Below are 16,358 nucleotides of genomic sequence, written 5' to 3'. Positions count from 1 at the left end.
TCATGACATCAGTGAGACGCCGCTTAAGGCTGGCTTAAGAAGAGCAAACATCTGCGACGTTTTCTACCCGACATCAGCTGACACCTTGATCTTTTGTCGCTTGGACATCGACCTTATCACCCTCGCGCAAAAGCGCATTTGGGCTGATGACGACACGATCTCCGGTTGTCAGCCCTGACGTAACGACGACGCGCTCACCCAGGTCGCGGTCGACGACAATTGGCTTGACGCGCACCACGCCCTGATTGTCGACGACGATAACTGCCTGGCGACCGGCACGCGTAACGATCGTGTTTGTCGGCACCAGCACGGAGCCCTTGGCGTCGCTCACATCAATCTTCACTTGGCCGATCAATCCGGCGGGGATGCGCCGCTCAGGATTCGGCATGAGAAATTCCACGCGCATCGTGCCTGATGACGAATCGATGAGACCCGATGAGCGCCCGACGCTGGCGTTAAACGTTTCCCCGGGCAGCTCCGCAAACGCGACACGAGCGCCAGTCCCCGCGCCGACCTTGAGCGAAGACGATTGCGGGACGTCAATTTCAAGCCTCAACTCTTCGAGCCGGCCGATCCGAAGCAGATAGCCTTCGGATTGGGTTTGATTGGCCGTGACTTTGTTGCCGCGCTCGACCTGGCGCGCGATGATGGTGCCGGCGAAGGGTGCACGCACGGTCTGGAAACTTTGAATTTCCTCGAGCCGCTTCACCTCGGCGCGAGCCGCTGCGAGATCTGCCTCGGCCGTCAACTTTGCTGCAAATCGCTCATCGCGAATTTGCACCGAGACATGCCCCTTCGGCACTAGAACCTCTGCACGCCCGAATTCCAACGTTGCAAGGGTGAGCCGTGCTTCGATCTGGCGGACCGCCGCGCGCGCCCGCATCAACTCCTGATCAACCTCCGGCGCCTCGATGCGCAAGAGCACGTCGCCAGCTTCCACGCGATCGCCGATATCGACTCGCCTCTCGGCGACGACGCCGCTCACGCGTGACAAAATGTAGGCCTGCTCTGCGGGCGCAGTCCGCGCGGACAGTGTGAGCGTGGAGGTCTCGGAAGCGGGCTCGGGCTTGACGACACGGACCGAGCGGACGCCGGGCCCTTTTTTGTCGAGCGAAGCGCCGCCCGCTGCTTCGGCCGTACGTCCCCAACCGATCAGCTTCTTGGCCTCCGTGAGGAAGCCCACAGCGCCTCCGTCCTGAACCACCCAGACGCCAACGCCTGCGCACAAGGCAAGGAGAATGGTCGCGGCGATAAACTTCTTCGGGGCCATTCAATGTGCTCCTGTACTGTTCGTGATGGATAATGAAACGCCACCGTCCGCGTCAGCGACTGGCTGCTGTCCCGTTCGGCGTTGGCGTAACGAGATCAGCGTGGCGAAGAGAAACGGCACGAACGTCAGCGTCGCGCCGGTCCCGAACAAGAGCCCGCCGACGACGGCGCGTCCGAGCGGCGCGTTCTGTTCTCCGCCTTCGCCGAGACCGAGCGCCATCGGCAGAATGCCGACGATCATCGCCGTCGCCGTCATCAGCACTGGCCTAAGCCGCGTTCGCACGGCATCGAGCGCCGCCTGAGCAGGCGTTTCGCCCTCATGCAGGCGGTCGCGCGCGAAGCTCGTGACCAGAACACTGTTTGCCGTCGAAACGCCGATGACCATGATGAGGCCCGTAAGAGCGGGAACGGAAAGCGGTGTGCCCGTCACGTAGAGCGCAAACATTGCCCCGGAGATTGCAACCGGCAGACCACCCATGGCGATCAGCGGCATCAGCCACGATTGGAAATTCACGACCATCACGAGATAGACGAACACTGCCGCCATCATCAGGCCGGAAATCATCTCGCCGTAGGCCTGCGCCATCGACTGAGCCTGACCGGCGATTTCGATACGATTACCGGGCTTCAGGCGCGGCCTCACTGCATCCACCGCGTGTTCCACGTCTTGGTAGACGCCGCCGAGATCGCGCCCCTCGGTGTTGGCCAACAGGGTCGTCATGGGCTGCAAGGTGACACGGTCGATATTGGCCGCCAACGTTCTAAGCTGCAGGGTAGCAAACGATCTGAGCGTGACCTGCTGTCCGTTGACCGCCGTTTTTACAGGCGTATTGAGCAGCTGCTCCAACGATGTGAGATTTACGGGCGGCGCGACGACCTGAACTGTATACGACATGCCCTGATTGGGATCGCTCCAGAAGTTCGGTGACACTGTTCCGGAGGCGCCGAGAACAGCTAATAGGGCCGTTGCGGCGTCTTGCGGAGTCACGCCGAGCTGCAGGGCACGCACCCGGTCGATTTCGAGATAATAGGACGGCAGGTCGCGCACTTGTCGCGGTGTGATGTCGACTGCGCCAGGGATCTCCTTCATGCGTGCCATTAAATCCCGAGCGATCTCGGCATTGCCGGTAACGTCACGTCCGATCACCCGCACCTCGATCGCGGTCTGGGTGCCTGCCGCCAGCGTCTGAGCCGTCGCGTCCGCCGGGCGGAAATAGAACGCCAGTTCAGGGAAACGCTCTTTGAGTTTCTGGCGAATTTGGCTGACGTATCCCGCAGTCGGTGCGTGCGGATCGGCAAGCTGCACGAGAATCTCGCCGTCGAAGGAGCCGATGACCCCGCTTTCGACCCACGCGAGATTGATCGGCTCCGGACTGCCGATGGTCTCGGCAATGAAGCCGACTTCGCCATGGGGAATAATGCTGCGAATCTCGTGCTGCACGTCGGCAAACTTGCGCGCGGTTTCTTCAAGCCGCAGCCCGGTCTGCGCGCGGACGTAGAGCCTGATCATGCCGGCGTCGGCTTCCGGAAAGAACTCACGGCCGACGTTCGTGCCAGCGAACGTACCGAGCGCGAGGGCGAAGACAAGGCCCGCAACCGGAAGGACTTTCCAAGCAAGCAGAAGCTGCGCGATGCGGGTCATTCCCCGTTCGAGGTAGGCCAGGCCACCTTCAACGGAGCGTGAAACGAGGCCCGGGCGGTGCGGCTGATGCGGGTCGTGGGCGCTCAACATGAGCGAAGCGAGAGACGGAACCAGAGTTCTCGAAAGTATGAACGAAGCCGCCATCGCGAACACGACGGCTAGCGCCAGCGGAACGAAGACGAACGCCGCGATGCCCGTCAGCAGGAAGAGTGGCGAGAAGACGATGCAGATCGCAACCGTCGAGACAAACTCCGGAAATACGACCTCGCTGGCGCTCTTCAGGATGCCATCCCGCAACGGAAGCCCGGCCTCGAGGTTGCGATTGATGTTCTCGATCTCAACGAGCGCATTGTCCACAAGGATGCCGATGGCCAGCATCAAGCCGCCGAGCGTCATCAGATTGAACGTATTGCCGGTCAGCGCCAGTCCGGCCACGGAGGCAAGAAGCGCCAGCGGGATGGACGTGAGAACGATAAGCGACGACCGCCAGCTGCCCAGAAACACCAGGACCACAAAAGCCACAAGAAGGCCGACGATGATTGCCTCGATCGCGACGTTATCGATCGCGCGGCTAACGAATTGAGACTGATCGAATACCGGCGCTATGGTCACGCCCTCGGGCGCCGCCGCCTGCAGCTCTCCCATGCGCTGCTTGATCTGCTGGACGATGCCGACGGTCGAGGCATCTCCAAGCTTCAAAATCGAGACGATGACAGCGTTTTGCCCGTCGAGACGGGCGATATTCGTCTGCACGGCTTGTCCATCTCGCACGCTCGCAACATCAGAGACGCGGATCACGCGGCCATCCACGGACCGCAACGGAAGTTCGGCGAAACTCGCGACCTGCTCGGGGCTTGCATTCGTCGTGATGGTAATTTCCCGGGTATCGATCCGCAGCGCGCCCGATGGAAGCGTCAGGTTCTGCGTGGCTGTTGCGCGCGCGACCTCGCTCGGCGAAATGCTATAGGCTTGTAGCGCCTCTGGCTTCAGATCGATCATGACCTGGCGCGACGCGCCGCCATAGGGCAACGTCAGCCGGATGCCGGGGATGGACTGAATCTGCGCGCGGAGTTGAAGCCGCGCATAGTCGTAGAGGGCCCCGTCGGACAGCGTATCGGAAGCGAGCACGAGTTGTAGGATCGGCACGCTGGAGGGAACATAGGGCACGATCAACGGCGGGCTCGTTCCCGGCGGCATACGCCTCAGAATGGTTTGACTCACCGATGTCACCTGCGCGAACGCATTCGTCACATCGGTGCCCGGCTGGAAGGCAACTCGGATGATTCCGACGCCGTTGATCGTTTCGGAACGGACCTCGCGAAGATTATCGACGTTGTTCATGATCGCGAGTTCGCTGAAGGAGGTCAGCTTGCTCGCCATCTCTTGCGGATTTAGCCCGGGATACGTCCAGATGACGTTGATCGCGGGAATGTTGACCGCCGGGAGAATGTCGGTCGACATGCGCCGGGCCGCCATCCCGCCGACAAGCAGCAGAAGCATGGCGAGCACCCCGATGCTGTGGCGATGGCTGATCGCGTAACGAACAATCCACATGCGTTCCTGCCCTCTGATGATCTTACAGGGCAGCAACCCCGTGCAGTATCCCCATGCCTCTCCAATCTGGCGCACCTTAAGCCAAGCTTAAGTTCGCGCTCTCAGGACTTGGAGCGGCCGCTCCAATTTGTCGCTAACCGTTCAACGTACGACTCGTTGAGCGCTCCGGCGCGACATCGATAGGCCGGAGTAGTCGCGCAGTTGCGCGTGCGGCTTATCGCTCACAACAAAACATAGCCCACAGGCTGTAGTTCATCGGGCAACGGGCCCATGCCCAGAAAGTCCATTGTCTCTCGCTCCATCGTCCTAACCAGCGATCGAATAGGAAGACTATTGTCGGCTGATCCGAAGGGTTCGGCCAAATCATCGCCGATCGCATCCAGGCCGAAGAACGTATAGCTGATGAACGCGACGATGACTGGCGTGCCCCAGCCAAGCTGAGGCGCAAGAGCGAACGGCAGCAGGGCGCAAAACAGATAAACCGTTCGATGAATGAGAAGCGTGTAGGCAAAGGGCAACGGCGTTGTCTTGATGCGTTCACAGGCTGCTTGCACATTGGAAATTGCATTCATGCGGATCGCGGCAGACGAATAACGCCAATCCGAGAGCTCACCGGATTTGTTGAGCGCGAGGAGTTCTCCTCCAATCTGCCTGAGAATGGTATCGCAGACGTTGGGACCAGCCGAGGGGGTTATCCCCCAGGCCCGCGCTGCGGCAACCTCATCTTCGTCGCGAAGGCGCGCCGAAAGCGCGTTTACGTAGGCGATAAGCGGGACGAAAATTCTCTTTTTTGCCTCGTCGTCTAAATTCGACAATTCCCGGCACAGCGATCGGGCTTGCACCAGAAGCTCACCCCACTGCTTGCGTCCCTCCCACCAACGATCGTAAGCCGCGCTGTTCCTGAAACTCATGAATACGGATATCGCGATCCCAATCAGACCAAACGGGGCCGTGCCGAGATGCGATAGCGGCTCGAAGTGAAAATTGCCGAGGTAGACGACCAAACACGCCAAAGCTGTAATGAACAGGCAGCGCCAAGCGACCCGGCCCGCGATCGAACCGCGAACCGCGAACAGAATGTCGAACAACGATGCTTTCGGTCTGACGATCAAAGAAATTTCTCCTGGGGTGGCAAGATTGGTCTGGAAAGACCTAGCGGACGCATGGATTCGAGTCTGTCTTTAGGACATTTCCCGACACGCGGACGTATCGATTTGCCTCATCGGCCGGAACTTGGCCTATACTCCCCGAAAATCCTAAGACTTTGGGGGAGTCCGAAATAATGTTGCCGAACGCGCCGCCAGGCGATGAGCTGCCTGAGGCTTCGTCCAATAGGCCCCTTTACTCCCACCTCTACGTGCAGGTGCTGGGCGCCATCGTGGCCGGCGTTCTGCTGGGTCACTTCTATCCCGATATCGCAGTCCAGATGAAGCCGCTCGGCGACGCTTTCATCAAGCTCATCAAGATGATCATCGCGCCGGTCATCTTCTGCACGGTGGTGCACGGAATCGCTTCGATGTCGAACCTGAAGGCTGTCGGCAGCGCGGGCATAAAGGCACTCGTCTACTTCGAGATCGTGACGACGCTGGCGCTCATCATCGGTATGGCCGTCGCGAACATCATTCGCCCCGGCGCGGGCATGAACGTCGATCCGAGCCAGCTCGATGCTTCGGCTGTGGCGAGTTACGTCACCAAGGCGCACGCGGAAGGCACCGTCGAATTCCTGCTCGATATCATTCCGAAGACCGCCCTGAGCGCCTTCGTCGACGGCAATATTCTGCAGATCCTGTTTTTCGCGCTGCTGTTCGCCTTCGCGCTCCAGGCCATGGGCCAACGCGGCAAGCTCGTGCTCGATCTCGTCGATCAGACTTCGCATGTGCTTTTCGGCATCGTCGGTATCATCATGAAAGCGGCGCCCATCGGCGCTTTCGGTGCGATGGCTTTCACGATCGGGAAATACGGCGTTTCGGCGCTCGGCTCCCTCGCAGCCCTGATGGGCACTTTCTATCTGACGTGCATCCTTTTCATCGTTTTTGTTCTGGGTTCCATTTCCTGGTTCGCGGGCTTCAGCATCTTCAAGTTCATCCGCTACATCAAGGATGAGCTGTTAATCGTGCTCGGCACCTCATCTTCCGAGTCGGTTCTGCCCCGGATGATCTCTCGCATGAAGCGACTCGGTTGCGATGAGTCCATCGTCGGGCTCATCATCCCAACAGGCTATGCGTTCAACCTGGATGGCACCTGCATCTATCTGACGATGGCGACGCTGTTCCTCGCACAGGCGACCAATGTGGATCTATCGCTGGCGCAACAGCTCGGCATTCTCGGAGTTCTCCTGCTGACTTCGAAGGGCGCCGCCGGGGTTACGGGATCGGGCTTCATCGTGCTCGCGGCGACCCTTGCCGCCAGCGGTACGATAAACGTGACCGCGATGGCGATCATACTCGGCATCGATCGCTTCATGTCGGAAGCGCGTGCGTTGACCAACCTCATCGGCAACGGAGTTGCGACGGTCGTCGTCGCCAAGATGGAGGGAGCGCTCGATCTTGAACGGATGCATGCTGAGCTTGATCGACACCCAAGGCCGAGCGTGAACCAGGACGATCAGGGCCTTGAGCCATCCCGAGTGTCGTAATTCAAGGGTTTGGCGATAAGGTCCCTTGCTTAGGTTGACGATTGGTCATTGTGCCCTGCCGATCAGGCGGCCGGATCACAATGTGGTTCTAGTCAAGGGCTCACCTCCGGGTGCCGGCGAAAAATTGCCGTTGCGGTAACGGGGCCGCTTTGCTTTATCTGTCAGGAAACTTCATTCACTACTAAGATCGATCGTCGAGTCGCTGGGGTTAAGGGTACAGACCGGGAATCCCGTTTGCATAATGACATTGAGTTCCGTTCGGTCACCAAGAACTATGGTGCCGTAACGGCTGTTTCAGATGTCGATCTGCAAGTGCCGAAGGGCGCCTTTCTCGCGCTTCTCGGCCCTTCAGGTTGTGGGAAGACGACGTGCTTGCGGATGATCGGGGGCTTCGAGCAGCCGACCTCCGGTACGGTATTGATCAGCGGACGGGAAATGAACGGCATCGCGCCGTACCGCCGTCCCGTCAACATGGTGTTCCAGCACTACGCATTGTTTCCGCACCTCAATGTCGAGCAGAACGTCGGCTACGGACTGAAGCAGATGCGGCCTCGCATAGAGGCTTCCGAGATTGCGCGGAAGGTAGCCCTGGCCCTCGAGATGGTGCGCCTTGGCGGCTTCGCACAGCGACGCGTCCATGAGCTATCCGGCGGCCAGCAGCAGCGGGTCGCGCTCGCGCGGGCCATTGTGAACAAGCCCGCCGTTCTCTTGCTCGACGAACCGCTTGCGGCGCTCGACAGAAAGCTCAGAACCGCCATGCAGATCGAGTTGCAGACGCTGCAGCGCGAACTCGGCATCACCTTCGTTCTCGTCACGCACGACCAGGAGGAGGCTCTGTCGATGGCCGATCTGGTTTGCGTGATGAATACCGGCAGCATCAGGCAGCTCGGCACCCCGCAGGAGGTTTACGACCACCCGACCGACCTGTTCGTGGCGGATTTCGTCGGCAAGACCAATCGCGTCACCGCGACACTGGAAACCGACGGCCGCACCTTGCGGCTTGCTGATGGCTCGGCACTCAACGTCGGTGAGCGGCGCGGCATGACTGCCGGCGATGCGATCCTGGCCATTCGCCCTGAAGCCATTCGCGTCGATCGCCATGCAAAGCCTGGCGCCACCGGGTTCCAGGGCACCGTGACAAACCGGATATTCCTTGGCTCGACCGCGGAATATTCGGTCGCCGTTCCGGGCCTCGGCGACTTCCTGATTACGTCCGACCGCCGCAACCTTCACGAAAGCGAACTTGTCGAGCCGGGGCAGACGGTCTTCCTCGGCTTCGATCCTACCACTGCTCATCTCTTTCCTGTTTCAAGCTCCGCCTGACCAGAAGGGAATACGCACATGACCAAGAAGCACAGGGAAAACCTGCCGATCTCTCCTGACGATTTCATGCACGAGTTCATGCGCTTCAAGCGGGGCTCGGTGACCCGGCGCCACTTTCTGGGCGTCACCGGTCTCGGCCTCGCAACAGCAGTGATGGCACGCAGCCCAGGCGCGTTTTCGACGGCCGCATACGCGGCGGAAGACCTCGGCACGAAGATGTCGATCGCCACATGGCCGAACTACCACGATCCGGCGACATTCGAAAACTTCAAGGCCGCCACCGGCGTTGCAGTCGAGGTCAATGTCTTCGGTTCGAACGAAGAGATGCTGGCCAAGCTCCAGGCCGGCGCCACCGGCTGGTCGCTCTTCGTGCCGACCAACTACACGATTTCGACCTATCACAAGCTGGGCCTGATCGACGAACTCGACCTGTCGAAGCTAACGAATTTCAGTGCCGCGACCGAGAACCCGCGCTTCACCAAGGAAGGGCAGATCGATGGGAAGACCTACGCCGTGCCGAAGAATTGGGGCACCACGGGTTTTGCCGTCAATACTTCCAAGCTCAAGACGCCGATGAAGACCTGGAAGGACTTCTTCGAGGTTGCTCAGACGGAGGCTGATCATCGCGCTATGGTGCACGATTATCAGCTCACCACGATCGGCAGTGCGTTGGTGGCGCTTGGCTATGGCTTTAATTCGATCAAGCCCGATGAACTCGCAAAGGCGGAAGAATTACTCATCAAGGTCAAGCCGCATCTTTTCGCGATCAACAGCGACTACCAGCCCGGCATGCGCGCGACCGATGCCTGGATGACCATGTGCTGGACCAACGACGGCGCGCAGCTCAATCGCGACATACCGGCGATCGCGTACGTTCTGGGCACGGACGGCGGCGAGATCTGGACGGATTACTATGCTATCCCCAAGGATGCTCCGAACAAGGCGGCCGGCTATGCGCTGCTCAATTATCTGATGGATCCGCAGAACGCGGTGAAGGAGCATATCGCCAACGGCGCTCCGACCACCGACAGCCGTGTGATCTCGCTGCTGCCCAAGGAGATCGTGTCGAACAAAATCGTCTATCCGGATGAAGCCGCGTTGACGCCGCTTGAATTCGGCGCGGCCGTGACGCTGACAGACCCAGGCCGGGCCGAGCTGATGGCGCGCTTCAAGTCCGCCTAAGCAAGCCCGACCTAGTTGCCTTTGAGACCACAGTCCGGTCCTCGCCGTCCCGGCGAGAACCGGACGGCCTCAGGGGATAGCACTTCCCGAAAGCCAAGATCACATGGCGGTTTCAGCCGAGAACAAGCGAAGGTTGGTGACCGCGGCCCTGGTTGGGCCCGCAGCGGTCTGGCTATTCACGTTTCTCGTGCTGCCCTTCACCGCCGTCGTCATATTTGCATTCGGCGAGCGGGCGCCGGAGGGCGGCTATCAACCGGCTTTCACTCTTGCGCAGTTTGCCAATCTCGGAGCCCGCTCCGCAGCCTTTGCAAATACGCTGACGCTCGCTCCGATCGGGGCTCTCGCCTGTCTGCTGATCGCGTATCCGGTCGCTTATTACTTGGCGATCAAGGCCGATCAAAAATACCGGATGTTACTCATCTCGCTGATCGTCATACCGTTCTGGACGAGCATGCTCGTGCGGACCTATGCCTGGATGTATCTCCTTGGCGCGCGCGGAATTCCGCATCTTTTCGAACTCGCAGGCATCGACGATGTGCGGCTTCTGAATACTCCGGGCGCGGTGCTGCTCGGCATCGTCTACGGCTACCTGCCGCTGATGATCCTGCCAATCTACGTCAGCCTCGAAAAGCTCGACCGGCGTTTGCTCGATGCCTCGGCAGATCTTGGCGCGTCGCCCGTCTCGACCTTTTTCGGCGTTACGCTGCCGTTATCGCTGCCGGGAGTGATGACGGGTGTCGCACTGGTCACGATTTTGCTGCTCGGCGAGTATTTGATCCCCCAGCTCCTCGGAGGAGGAAAGGTCTTCTTCATCGGCAACGCGCTGGTCGACCTCTTCCTGCAATCGCGCAATTGGCCGTTCGGATCCGCCATTGCCGTCACGCTTGTCGTGGTCGTCGTCGCAGTGCTTCTGGTGGCCATGCGCATCGCATGGCGCGTCTCCGGCTCACGTCAGGTGGATCTGATCTGATGCGAGCGCTGGTTTTCGCCCTGTATCTTTTCCTCTACGCGCCAATTGCGCTGGTGGTGCTGTTCTCGTTCAATTCGGGCCGCAACGCGAGCGAGCTCGTCGGCTTCTCGACGCAATGGTACGGCCGCGCGCTTTCCAATCCTTTTCTCATGGATGCCCTTCAAACCAGCCTAATCGTCGCCTTCACCAGCGCGAGCCTTGCCGCGATTTTCGGCACCATGGCGGCGATTGGCTTAGAACGCCTCGGTCAACGGACGAGAGCCGTCTTTGACGGCCTCCTTTCGGCTGCCATCGTCGTACCGGGCGTCGTCATCGGCATCGCCACGCTGGTTGCGCTTGTGGAGCTGTTCTCGTTTTTGAATCCCGCGATCGCCGCGGTTTGGCCCGGCACCGATCCACCGAAACTCGGCCTCGGCTATGGCTCTATCGTCGCGGCACATGGGCTGTTCACCATGGCTCTCGTAACGATGATCGTGAGAGCGCGACTCGCGAGCCTTGGCCGGGACATCATCGACGCGTCGAGCGACCTCTATGCGACCCCGCTGACAACGTTCCGGGAGATCGTGCTTCCGCAGATCGCTCCATCCATCCTTGCGGGTTTTCTGCTCGCCTTCACGTTCTCGTTCGACGATTTCATCATCGCCTTCTTTGTTGCCGGCTCAAGAACAACGCTGCCAATGTATGTTTTTGCCTCGATCAGGCGCGGTATCACGCCCGAGATCAATGCTATCGCAACGATCGTTCTCGTCGCCTCGCTCGTCCTCATCGTCATGGCGCGCTTCCTGACGCGCGAGAAAAAGCTCAAATCCGGCGCCGTGCTTCAAAAAGCCTGATCTGGAGCTGCCGCAGGAAGATCGGCCAGACCGAGCACTTCTCTCACCGGTGCGAATGAACGGCGATGTATGGGGCAAGCGCCGAGCCTCTTGAGAGCGGCGAGGTGCTCGCGAACCGGATAGCCCTTGTGTTTCGAGAAGCCGTAACCTGGATGCTCGGCGTCGAGCTTGTCCATCAGTTCGTCCCGTGCCGTCTTGGCGAGAATGGATGCCGCGGCGATCGTCAGACTTTTCGCATCACCGCCGACGATCGCTTGCTGATCTATGTCGACGTCCTTGATACGCCGGGCATCGATCAGCAGATGCTCGGGAGCCGATTGAAGCCCTTCGACGGCGCGGCGCATCGCGAGGATGCCAGCCCAATAGATATTGATTGAATCGATTTCGGCGACCTCGGCAAAGCCTACCGACCAAGAGAGAGCCGACTCCTTGATTTGCACGGCAAGCCGAGTACGGGCTGCAGCGGTGAGCTTCTTCGAGTCGTCGATACCAGGAATGCGCGAGCCAGGTTTGAAAATTACGGCAGCTGCGGCGACGGGGCCTGCGAGGGGGCTCATACCGGCCTCGTCGATGCCGGCCACGTGCACGATGCCTTTCGCCCACAGCGCGTTCTCATACCGTAGCAAGTTCCGAAGCCGCTGGCCTTCGGAGCGATTTGAAAAACGACGGCGCGCAATGGCTTCCAAGATGGCTTTGGCACCCGGCCGAGGATCAGTCGCGAGCATCAACTCGGTGACTGCATCAAGAGGTTGCGCTTCGATCAAATAGCGCTGTCGTATGTAGGCGAGCGAGATGGTCATAACCAGATAAACATACTCAGAACGGGGGCCACGAGTTTAGCGTCATTTGGGTGCAAATTTCGGTCAAGTTTTGTTCTGCGGAGCCTGAAATGCCTTATCCGAACAATAATAGCCTGCCGCCGTCGGTTCGTGATCACCTTCCTGACCACGCACAGGATATTTATCGCGCCGCGTTCAATCATGCGTTCGAGGCGCACATCGGTGATCCGCGGCAGGAGGAAGCCGCGCACCGCATAGCTTGGGCGGCCGTCAAGCGTGATTACGTGAAGGTCGGGACCCGTTGGATTGCGCGAAGCGATGCCGATTAGCACATACTCTCTTCCCCAAGCCTCAGCCAATCGCCGCCCCACGATGCATCCTCCCGGCATCCCGCATTGAGATTAATTGTTCGAGACGCTAGCGTTTGCCATGAACGATGGGCGGTTTCGCCAGTTCTTCATTCAAGGCGCGGCGCTGGAGGCGCATCGTCGTGTCGATGACGCCCGACCAGCCGCTCATGATATTTATGCATGAAGGGAGTGACTGCCATGAAAGTAATGGAGGCAATGCACAAAGGTGCGGAATGGGTCAGCCCAGAAACGCCGCTAACCCAGATCGCGCAGATGATGAGAAACCTCGATATCGGCTGTGTGCCCGTCGGGAAAAACGACCGGCTCGTCGGGATGGTGACCGATCGCGACATCATATGCCGGGGGCTTGCCGACTCTTCGAACCCGTCGAAGCTCACCGCCGCAAGCGTGATGACCAAGGGCATCGTCTACTGCAAGGCGGAAGAGGACCTTGAGGATGCTCTCCACATCATGGAGGAGAAGAAAATCCGGCGCTTGCCCGTCATAGACGACAACAAGCGGATGGTCGGGATGCTGAGTATTGGTGATATTTCGCATTCCGTGCCTCGCGATCTTTCCGGCGAGGTCATCTCTGCGGTGTCTGCTCACCACCAATGATGGGAATTAACCGGCCCGTGACGCTGCGCGACCGGCTGACGCCTGGCACACATGACTCGGATTTCAGCCGGTTAGCCGCCGTCAGATCGCATCTACTATTGGGATCAACCTGGGCCCCGGCTTTGAGGGCTCTGAAATTCCCGCAACGCCTGAAAGTTTTTGCACAGATAGCTAAGTTCGGCTTCAGAGATATAGAAATTCAAAAGCTTGCAAAGATATTGATTGCTGCGAGCGGCGTTCTGGCCCCTCGCCTGGCGGGTTAGTAGAAATGCGCAATCCTTGCACGTACCGAAGGGACGGCGCGGATGCTCTCCCCCGATATTCGTCAATAGATAGCGCAGAACATCGCGAAGATGCAGCAAGTCCGCGGCGCTTAGATCGTCGATCTCCTGCCCCAGGTGCGCGAGCGGATCCTCTTCCATGACCGCACTTCCCGCTTCGGTAATCGTAAATACCGAACTGCGCCCATCGCGCTCAGAGATGTCGCGCTCGAGGTAGCCAGCTTGTTCGAGATATTTGATCGTCTGTGAAGCCGTGCCCGCAGTCGTCGCCTGATACCGAGCCAGCCCCGTGAGGGTACGGCTGTACGCATTGGATCGCGAGAAATAGCGAAGGGCGATCCACTGCGCGGCCGTCAATTGGTCTCCGTCGTTTTCTGCAAGAAGCGCGCGACTCAACTGCAAAAGAACGTCAACAACCTCTTTCTCAACCATTATTCCCCCGAACCAGCACAGCCTTCATACCCGAATCCTGCCTCCAGAAGTCAACAAGAAATATGGAGAAGAAACCGCGATCGAATGGGGGCAACGAAAGAAACTTGTTTCGCATCGCAAGCATCGTCTTTCGTGCTGGTTCGAGATGTCCATCCGATAGATAGCGTCGACGCAAATTGCTCGCCGATTTAGAAATTGCTTCACCATATCGCTCTCACACTGCGGGCCGACTGCTTGCAGTGGGAATTGCCAAATGAGCTTCGATCCCGGAACAGAGCACCACAAGAGGAATAGAATCGTCCTCTCCTCCGGCGCATTGCGGAGCGACCTACAGCTCACCGTCGAGCAAGAACTTGTCGCGACAATCCTTTCTTGCACGCACGAAGCGGTGATCATAACCGATGCCAACGGCACCATCATCAGCGCCAATGCCTCGTTCTCGCGGATAACGGGCTACTCGGCTGAAGATATCCGCAACCAGAACATGCGCGTTCTTCAATCCGGCATGCATCCGAAGTCGTTTTATGAAGCCATGTGGAATTGCCTCAAGGCGAACGATTATTGGCATGGCGAAATTTGGAATAGGAGGAAGAACGGGGACATTTATCCGGCGCTGCTTACAATCAGCGCCGTCCGTTCCGAGGATGGCCAGCTGACGCACTATGTCGGCACCAGCGCGGACCTTACTCCGATCAAATCATCACAACGCGAACTCGAGCGCCGCGCGCAACACGATGACCTTACCGGACTTCCAAATCGGCGCCTTCTCGCGTCGCGACTTGATCAAGCGCTCGCGCGAGCACAAGCCAAACAGTCAACGGGTGCCGTCATTTTCGTCGGCCTTGACCGATTTAAACTCGTCAATGACAGCCTCGGGCATTCCGCCGGGGACGAGGTTTTGATACGCGCGGCCGAGCGCCTTTCATCGTGCGTGCGAACCTCGGACATGGTTGCGCGGTTCGGAGGCGACGAGTTTGGGTTGCTTTGCGAAGGGACGCCACGCTCGACGATTGGCGATCTCGTCAGCCGGATTTTGGATCAGCTATGCCAGCCTTATTTTCTTTCGGGAGGACGGCAGGTGTGGCTCGGCGCAAGCGCCGGGATCAGCCTATTTCCCGATGACGGGCGAGACGCCGCGTCGTTGATACAGTACGCAGACGCGGCGCTCGATCACGCAAAATGCGCCGGCAAGGGCACGTATCGCTTCTTCTCGACCCGCCTGACGGAAGCTGCCAACACGCGGCTTTCGGCCGACCTGCAGTTGAGGCAGGCGCTCGAGCGCGAAGAGTTCGTTCTCCACTATCAGCCTCTCGTTTCGATGCCCGGCGGCAGAGTTACGGGCTTTGAGGCCCTTGTCCGCTGGAAGACTCCGAACGGCAAGGTCGTGCCGCCGGGAGATTTCATCCCGGTGGCCGAAGAGACGGGACTTATCGTTCCACTTGGCGAATGGGTACTTCGGACCGCGTGCCGCGATATGAAAGAGCTTCTTGCCGGCGGCGCGGACCTCAAAACGATGGCGATCAATGTGTCGGCTCAACAGCTCCGCCACGGCGGTTTTGTCGATACGCTTCAGTGCATTATGAAGGAATTCGATCTCAATCCTTCCGTGGTCGAACTCGAGATAACCGAAGGCACGCTCATGGGCCAAGGCAAAGCCCCTGTAGCCATCCTTCATGCTTTAAAAGCCTTGGGATTGCGCCTCGCCGTGGACGACTTCGGCACCGGTTATTCGTCGTTGGCGTATCTTCAAAAGCTGCCGATCGACAAGCTCAAGATCGACCGCAGTTTCGTTTCGGATCTGGAATCCGGCGGTGCCGCGCAGGCCATCGCCGCGGCCATCATCGGTCTCGGCAGGAGCTTGCGCCTCGAGGTTCTCGCGGAGGGCGTCGAAAACCGCTTCCAATTGGACTTTCTAGTGAACAACGGATGCAGAGAGGCACAGGGATATTATTTCGGACTTCCTATCCCCAAGGAAGCCCTACCTGCTTTAGGAGGGATCAAGTGGAGGCGAGAGGCGGGCGCTAGGCGGCGTGCTGATCCACAGCCGGCAACACCGTATTCAACGCAAGAAGGCTGATCATACGGCCGTCGATCGGGATCACGCCCCGCACGAATGACTTGGCCATATCAGAGGCGACTTCTGGCGTCGGCTGAACCTGCGCCAAATCAATTGTCAGAATGTCGGAAACGCCGTCGACGAGCAGACCGATCACTTGCTCGCCCTGCTGAGTGACGACGATGGCATGACGCGCAGTTGGCTCGGCCGGGGGAAATCCGAGCCGGGCCGCGAGGTCGACAATTGGCAGCACGATGCCACGCAGGTTGACCACGCCGCATAGGAAACTCGGGGCATGAGGCAGCGGAGTGGCCGGTGTCCAGCCGCGGATTTCCCGCACCGCCACCACGTCGATGCCGAAGTCCTGGTTGCCTACGCGAAACGCCAAAACTTCGAGAGTTTTCGTTCCCTCAGTCATTTGGTTCTCGATCATT

At 59.3% G+C, this 16,358-nt stretch carries 14 protein-coding genes; 8 read left to right on the top strand and 6 right to left on the bottom strand.

What is annotated here, in order from left to right:
* Positions 1 to 73: 73 nt before the first annotated feature.
* The 3 genes from K2Q04_RS02610 to K2Q04_RS02600 form a co-directional block, all read right to left on the bottom strand.
* Positions 74 to 1,270, bottom strand: coding sequence for an efflux RND transporter periplasmic adaptor subunit (locus tag K2Q04_RS02610; protein ID WP_291158841.1), 1,197 nt, complete (start codon positions 1,268 to 1,270; stop codon positions 74 to 76).
* Positions 1,271 to 4,465, bottom strand: a complete 3,195-nt coding sequence (locus K2Q04_RS02605) for an efflux RND transporter permease subunit (RefSeq protein ID WP_291158838.1) — start codon at positions 4,463 to 4,465, stop codon at positions 1,271 to 1,273. It abuts the gene before it with no gap.
* Positions 4,466 to 4,686: 221 nt separating this feature from the next.
* Positions 4,687 to 5,577 carry a bestrophin family protein gene (locus K2Q04_RS02600; RefSeq protein WP_291158836.1) on the bottom strand — a complete coding sequence of 297 codons (891 nt, stop codon included), beginning with the start codon at positions 5,575 to 5,577 and terminating at the stop codon, positions 4,687 to 4,689.
* 170 nt (positions 5,578 to 5,747) lie between these two features.
* Here K2Q04_RS02600 and K2Q04_RS02595 point away from each other — a divergent pair, with 170 nt between their 5' ends.
* The 5 genes from K2Q04_RS02595 (at position 5,748) to K2Q04_RS02575 (ending at position 11,408) form a co-directional block, all read left to right on the top strand.
* Positions 5,748 to 7,100 (top strand): dicarboxylate/amino acid:cation symporter, encoded by a 1,353-nt coding sequence (locus K2Q04_RS02595; protein WP_291158834.1) that lies wholly within the window; start codon positions 5,748 to 5,750, stop codon positions 7,098 to 7,100.
* Positions 7,101 to 7,334: 234 nt separating this feature from the next.
* Positions 7,335 to 8,423, top strand: a complete 1,089-nt coding sequence (locus K2Q04_RS02590; RefSeq protein ID WP_291158832.1) for an ABC transporter ATP-binding protein — start codon at positions 7,335 to 7,337, stop codon at positions 8,421 to 8,423.
* 18 nt (positions 8,424 to 8,441) lie between these two features.
* Positions 8,442 to 9,605 (top strand): spermidine/putrescine ABC transporter substrate-binding protein, encoded by a 1,164-nt coding sequence (locus tag K2Q04_RS02585; protein ID WP_291158829.1) that lies wholly within the window; start codon positions 8,442 to 8,444, stop codon positions 9,603 to 9,605.
* A gap of 103 nt (positions 9,606 to 9,708) precedes the next feature.
* Positions 9,709 to 10,575, top strand: coding sequence for an ABC transporter permease (locus K2Q04_RS02580; RefSeq protein WP_291158826.1), 867 nt, complete (start codon positions 9,709 to 9,711; stop codon positions 10,573 to 10,575).
* Entirely contained in the window at positions 10,575 to 11,408 is an 834-nt protein-coding gene (locus K2Q04_RS02575; protein WP_291158824.1) for an ABC transporter permease, read from the top strand. Before K2Q04_RS02580 ends, K2Q04_RS02575 begins: the two co-directional genes overlap by 1 nt.
* Here the strand turns inward: K2Q04_RS02575 and K2Q04_RS02570 are convergent.
* Complete coding sequence (locus K2Q04_RS02570) at positions 11,396 to 12,208, bottom strand: ribonuclease HII (RefSeq protein ID WP_291158821.1); 813 nt, start codon at positions 12,206 to 12,208, stop codon at positions 11,396 to 11,398. The genes K2Q04_RS02575 and K2Q04_RS02570 overlap by 13 nt on opposite strands.
* An 89-nt stretch (positions 12,209 to 12,297) precedes the next feature.
* Between K2Q04_RS02570 and K2Q04_RS02565 the strand changes: the two genes are divergently transcribed.
* Positions 12,298 to 12,516, top strand: a complete 219-nt coding sequence (locus K2Q04_RS02565) for a ChaB family protein (protein ID WP_291158818.1) — start codon at positions 12,298 to 12,300, stop codon at positions 12,514 to 12,516.
* Positions 12,517 to 12,735: 219 nt separating this feature from the next.
* A complete protein-coding gene (locus tag K2Q04_RS02560) occupies positions 12,736 to 13,155 on the top strand; it encodes a CBS domain-containing protein (RefSeq protein ID WP_291158816.1) in 420 nt (139 codons plus the stop codon).
* A gap of 104 nt (positions 13,156 to 13,259) precedes the next feature.
* Here K2Q04_RS02560 and K2Q04_RS02555 read toward each other — a convergent pair whose 3' ends face one another.
* Positions 13,260 to 13,868: a MarR family transcriptional regulator gene (locus K2Q04_RS02555; protein WP_291158813.1), complete on the bottom strand. Its 609-nt coding sequence runs from the start codon at positions 13,866 to 13,868 to the stop codon at positions 13,260 to 13,262.
* A gap of 253 nt (positions 13,869 to 14,121) precedes the next feature.
* Here K2Q04_RS02555 and K2Q04_RS02550 point away from each other — a divergent pair, with 253 nt between their 5' ends.
* Entirely contained in the window at positions 14,122 to 15,945 is a 1,824-nt protein-coding gene (locus K2Q04_RS02550; RefSeq protein WP_291158810.1) for an EAL domain-containing protein, read from the top strand.
* On the opposite strand, the gene K2Q04_RS02545 is transcribed toward K2Q04_RS02550, so the two are convergent.
* A complete protein-coding gene (locus K2Q04_RS02545) occupies positions 15,890 to 16,357 on the bottom strand; it encodes a chemotaxis protein CheW (protein ID WP_291158807.1) in 468 nt (155 codons plus the stop codon). The two genes, K2Q04_RS02550 and K2Q04_RS02545, sit on opposite strands and share 56 nt — an antisense overlap.
* Between the last annotated feature and the right edge of the window lies 1 nt (position 16,358).

Source organism: Hyphomicrobium sp. (assembly GCF_019753045.1).
Lineage (GTDB): Bacteria > Pseudomonadota > Alphaproteobacteria > Rhizobiales > Hyphomicrobiaceae > Hyphomicrobium_B.
Note: the sequence above shows the minus strand (reverse complement) of the source record. Positions and strands in the feature narration are given on the sequence as shown.

Excerpts from the sequence above, each read along its gene's own strand:
- K2Q04_RS02610 (WP_291158841.1), bottom strand. The coding sequence starts at position 1,270 with ATGGCCCCGAAGAAGTTTATCGCCGCGACCATTCTCCTTGCCTTGTGC.
- K2Q04_RS02605 (WP_291158838.1), bottom strand. The coding sequence starts at position 4,465 with ATGTGGATTGTTCGTTACGCGATCAGCCATCGCCACAGCATCGGGGTG.
- K2Q04_RS02595 (WP_291158834.1), top strand. The coding sequence starts at position 5,748 with ATGTTGCCGAACGCGCCGCCAGGCGATGAGCTGCCTGAGGCTTCGTCC.
- K2Q04_RS02585 (WP_291158829.1), top strand. The coding sequence starts at position 8,442 with ATGACCAAGAAGCACAGGGAAAACCTGCCGATCTCTCCTGACGATTTC.
- K2Q04_RS02580 (WP_291158826.1), top strand. The coding sequence starts at position 9,709 with ATGGCGGTTTCAGCCGAGAACAAGCGAAGGTTGGTGACCGCGGCCCTG.
- K2Q04_RS02575 (WP_291158824.1), top strand. The coding sequence starts at position 10,575 with ATGCGAGCGCTGGTTTTCGCCCTGTATCTTTTCCTCTACGCGCCAATT.
- K2Q04_RS02570 (WP_291158821.1), bottom strand. The coding sequence starts at position 12,208 with ATGACCATCTCGCTCGCCTACATACGACAGCGCTATTTGATCGAAGCG.
- K2Q04_RS02565 (WP_291158818.1), top strand. The coding sequence starts at position 12,298 with ATGCCTTATCCGAACAATAATAGCCTGCCGCCGTCGGTTCGTGATCAC.
- K2Q04_RS02560 (WP_291158816.1), top strand. The coding sequence starts at position 12,736 with ATGAAAGTAATGGAGGCAATGCACAAAGGTGCGGAATGGGTCAGCCCA.
- K2Q04_RS02555 (WP_291158813.1), bottom strand. The coding sequence starts at position 13,868 with ATGGTTGAGAAAGAGGTTGTTGACGTTCTTTTGCAGTTGAGTCGCGCG.
- K2Q04_RS02550 (WP_291158810.1), top strand. The coding sequence starts at position 14,122 with ATGAGCTTCGATCCCGGAACAGAGCACCACAAGAGGAATAGAATCGTC.
- K2Q04_RS02545 (WP_291158807.1), bottom strand. The coding sequence starts at position 16,357 with ATGATCGAGAACCAAATGACTGAGGGAACGAAAACTCTCGAAGTTTTG.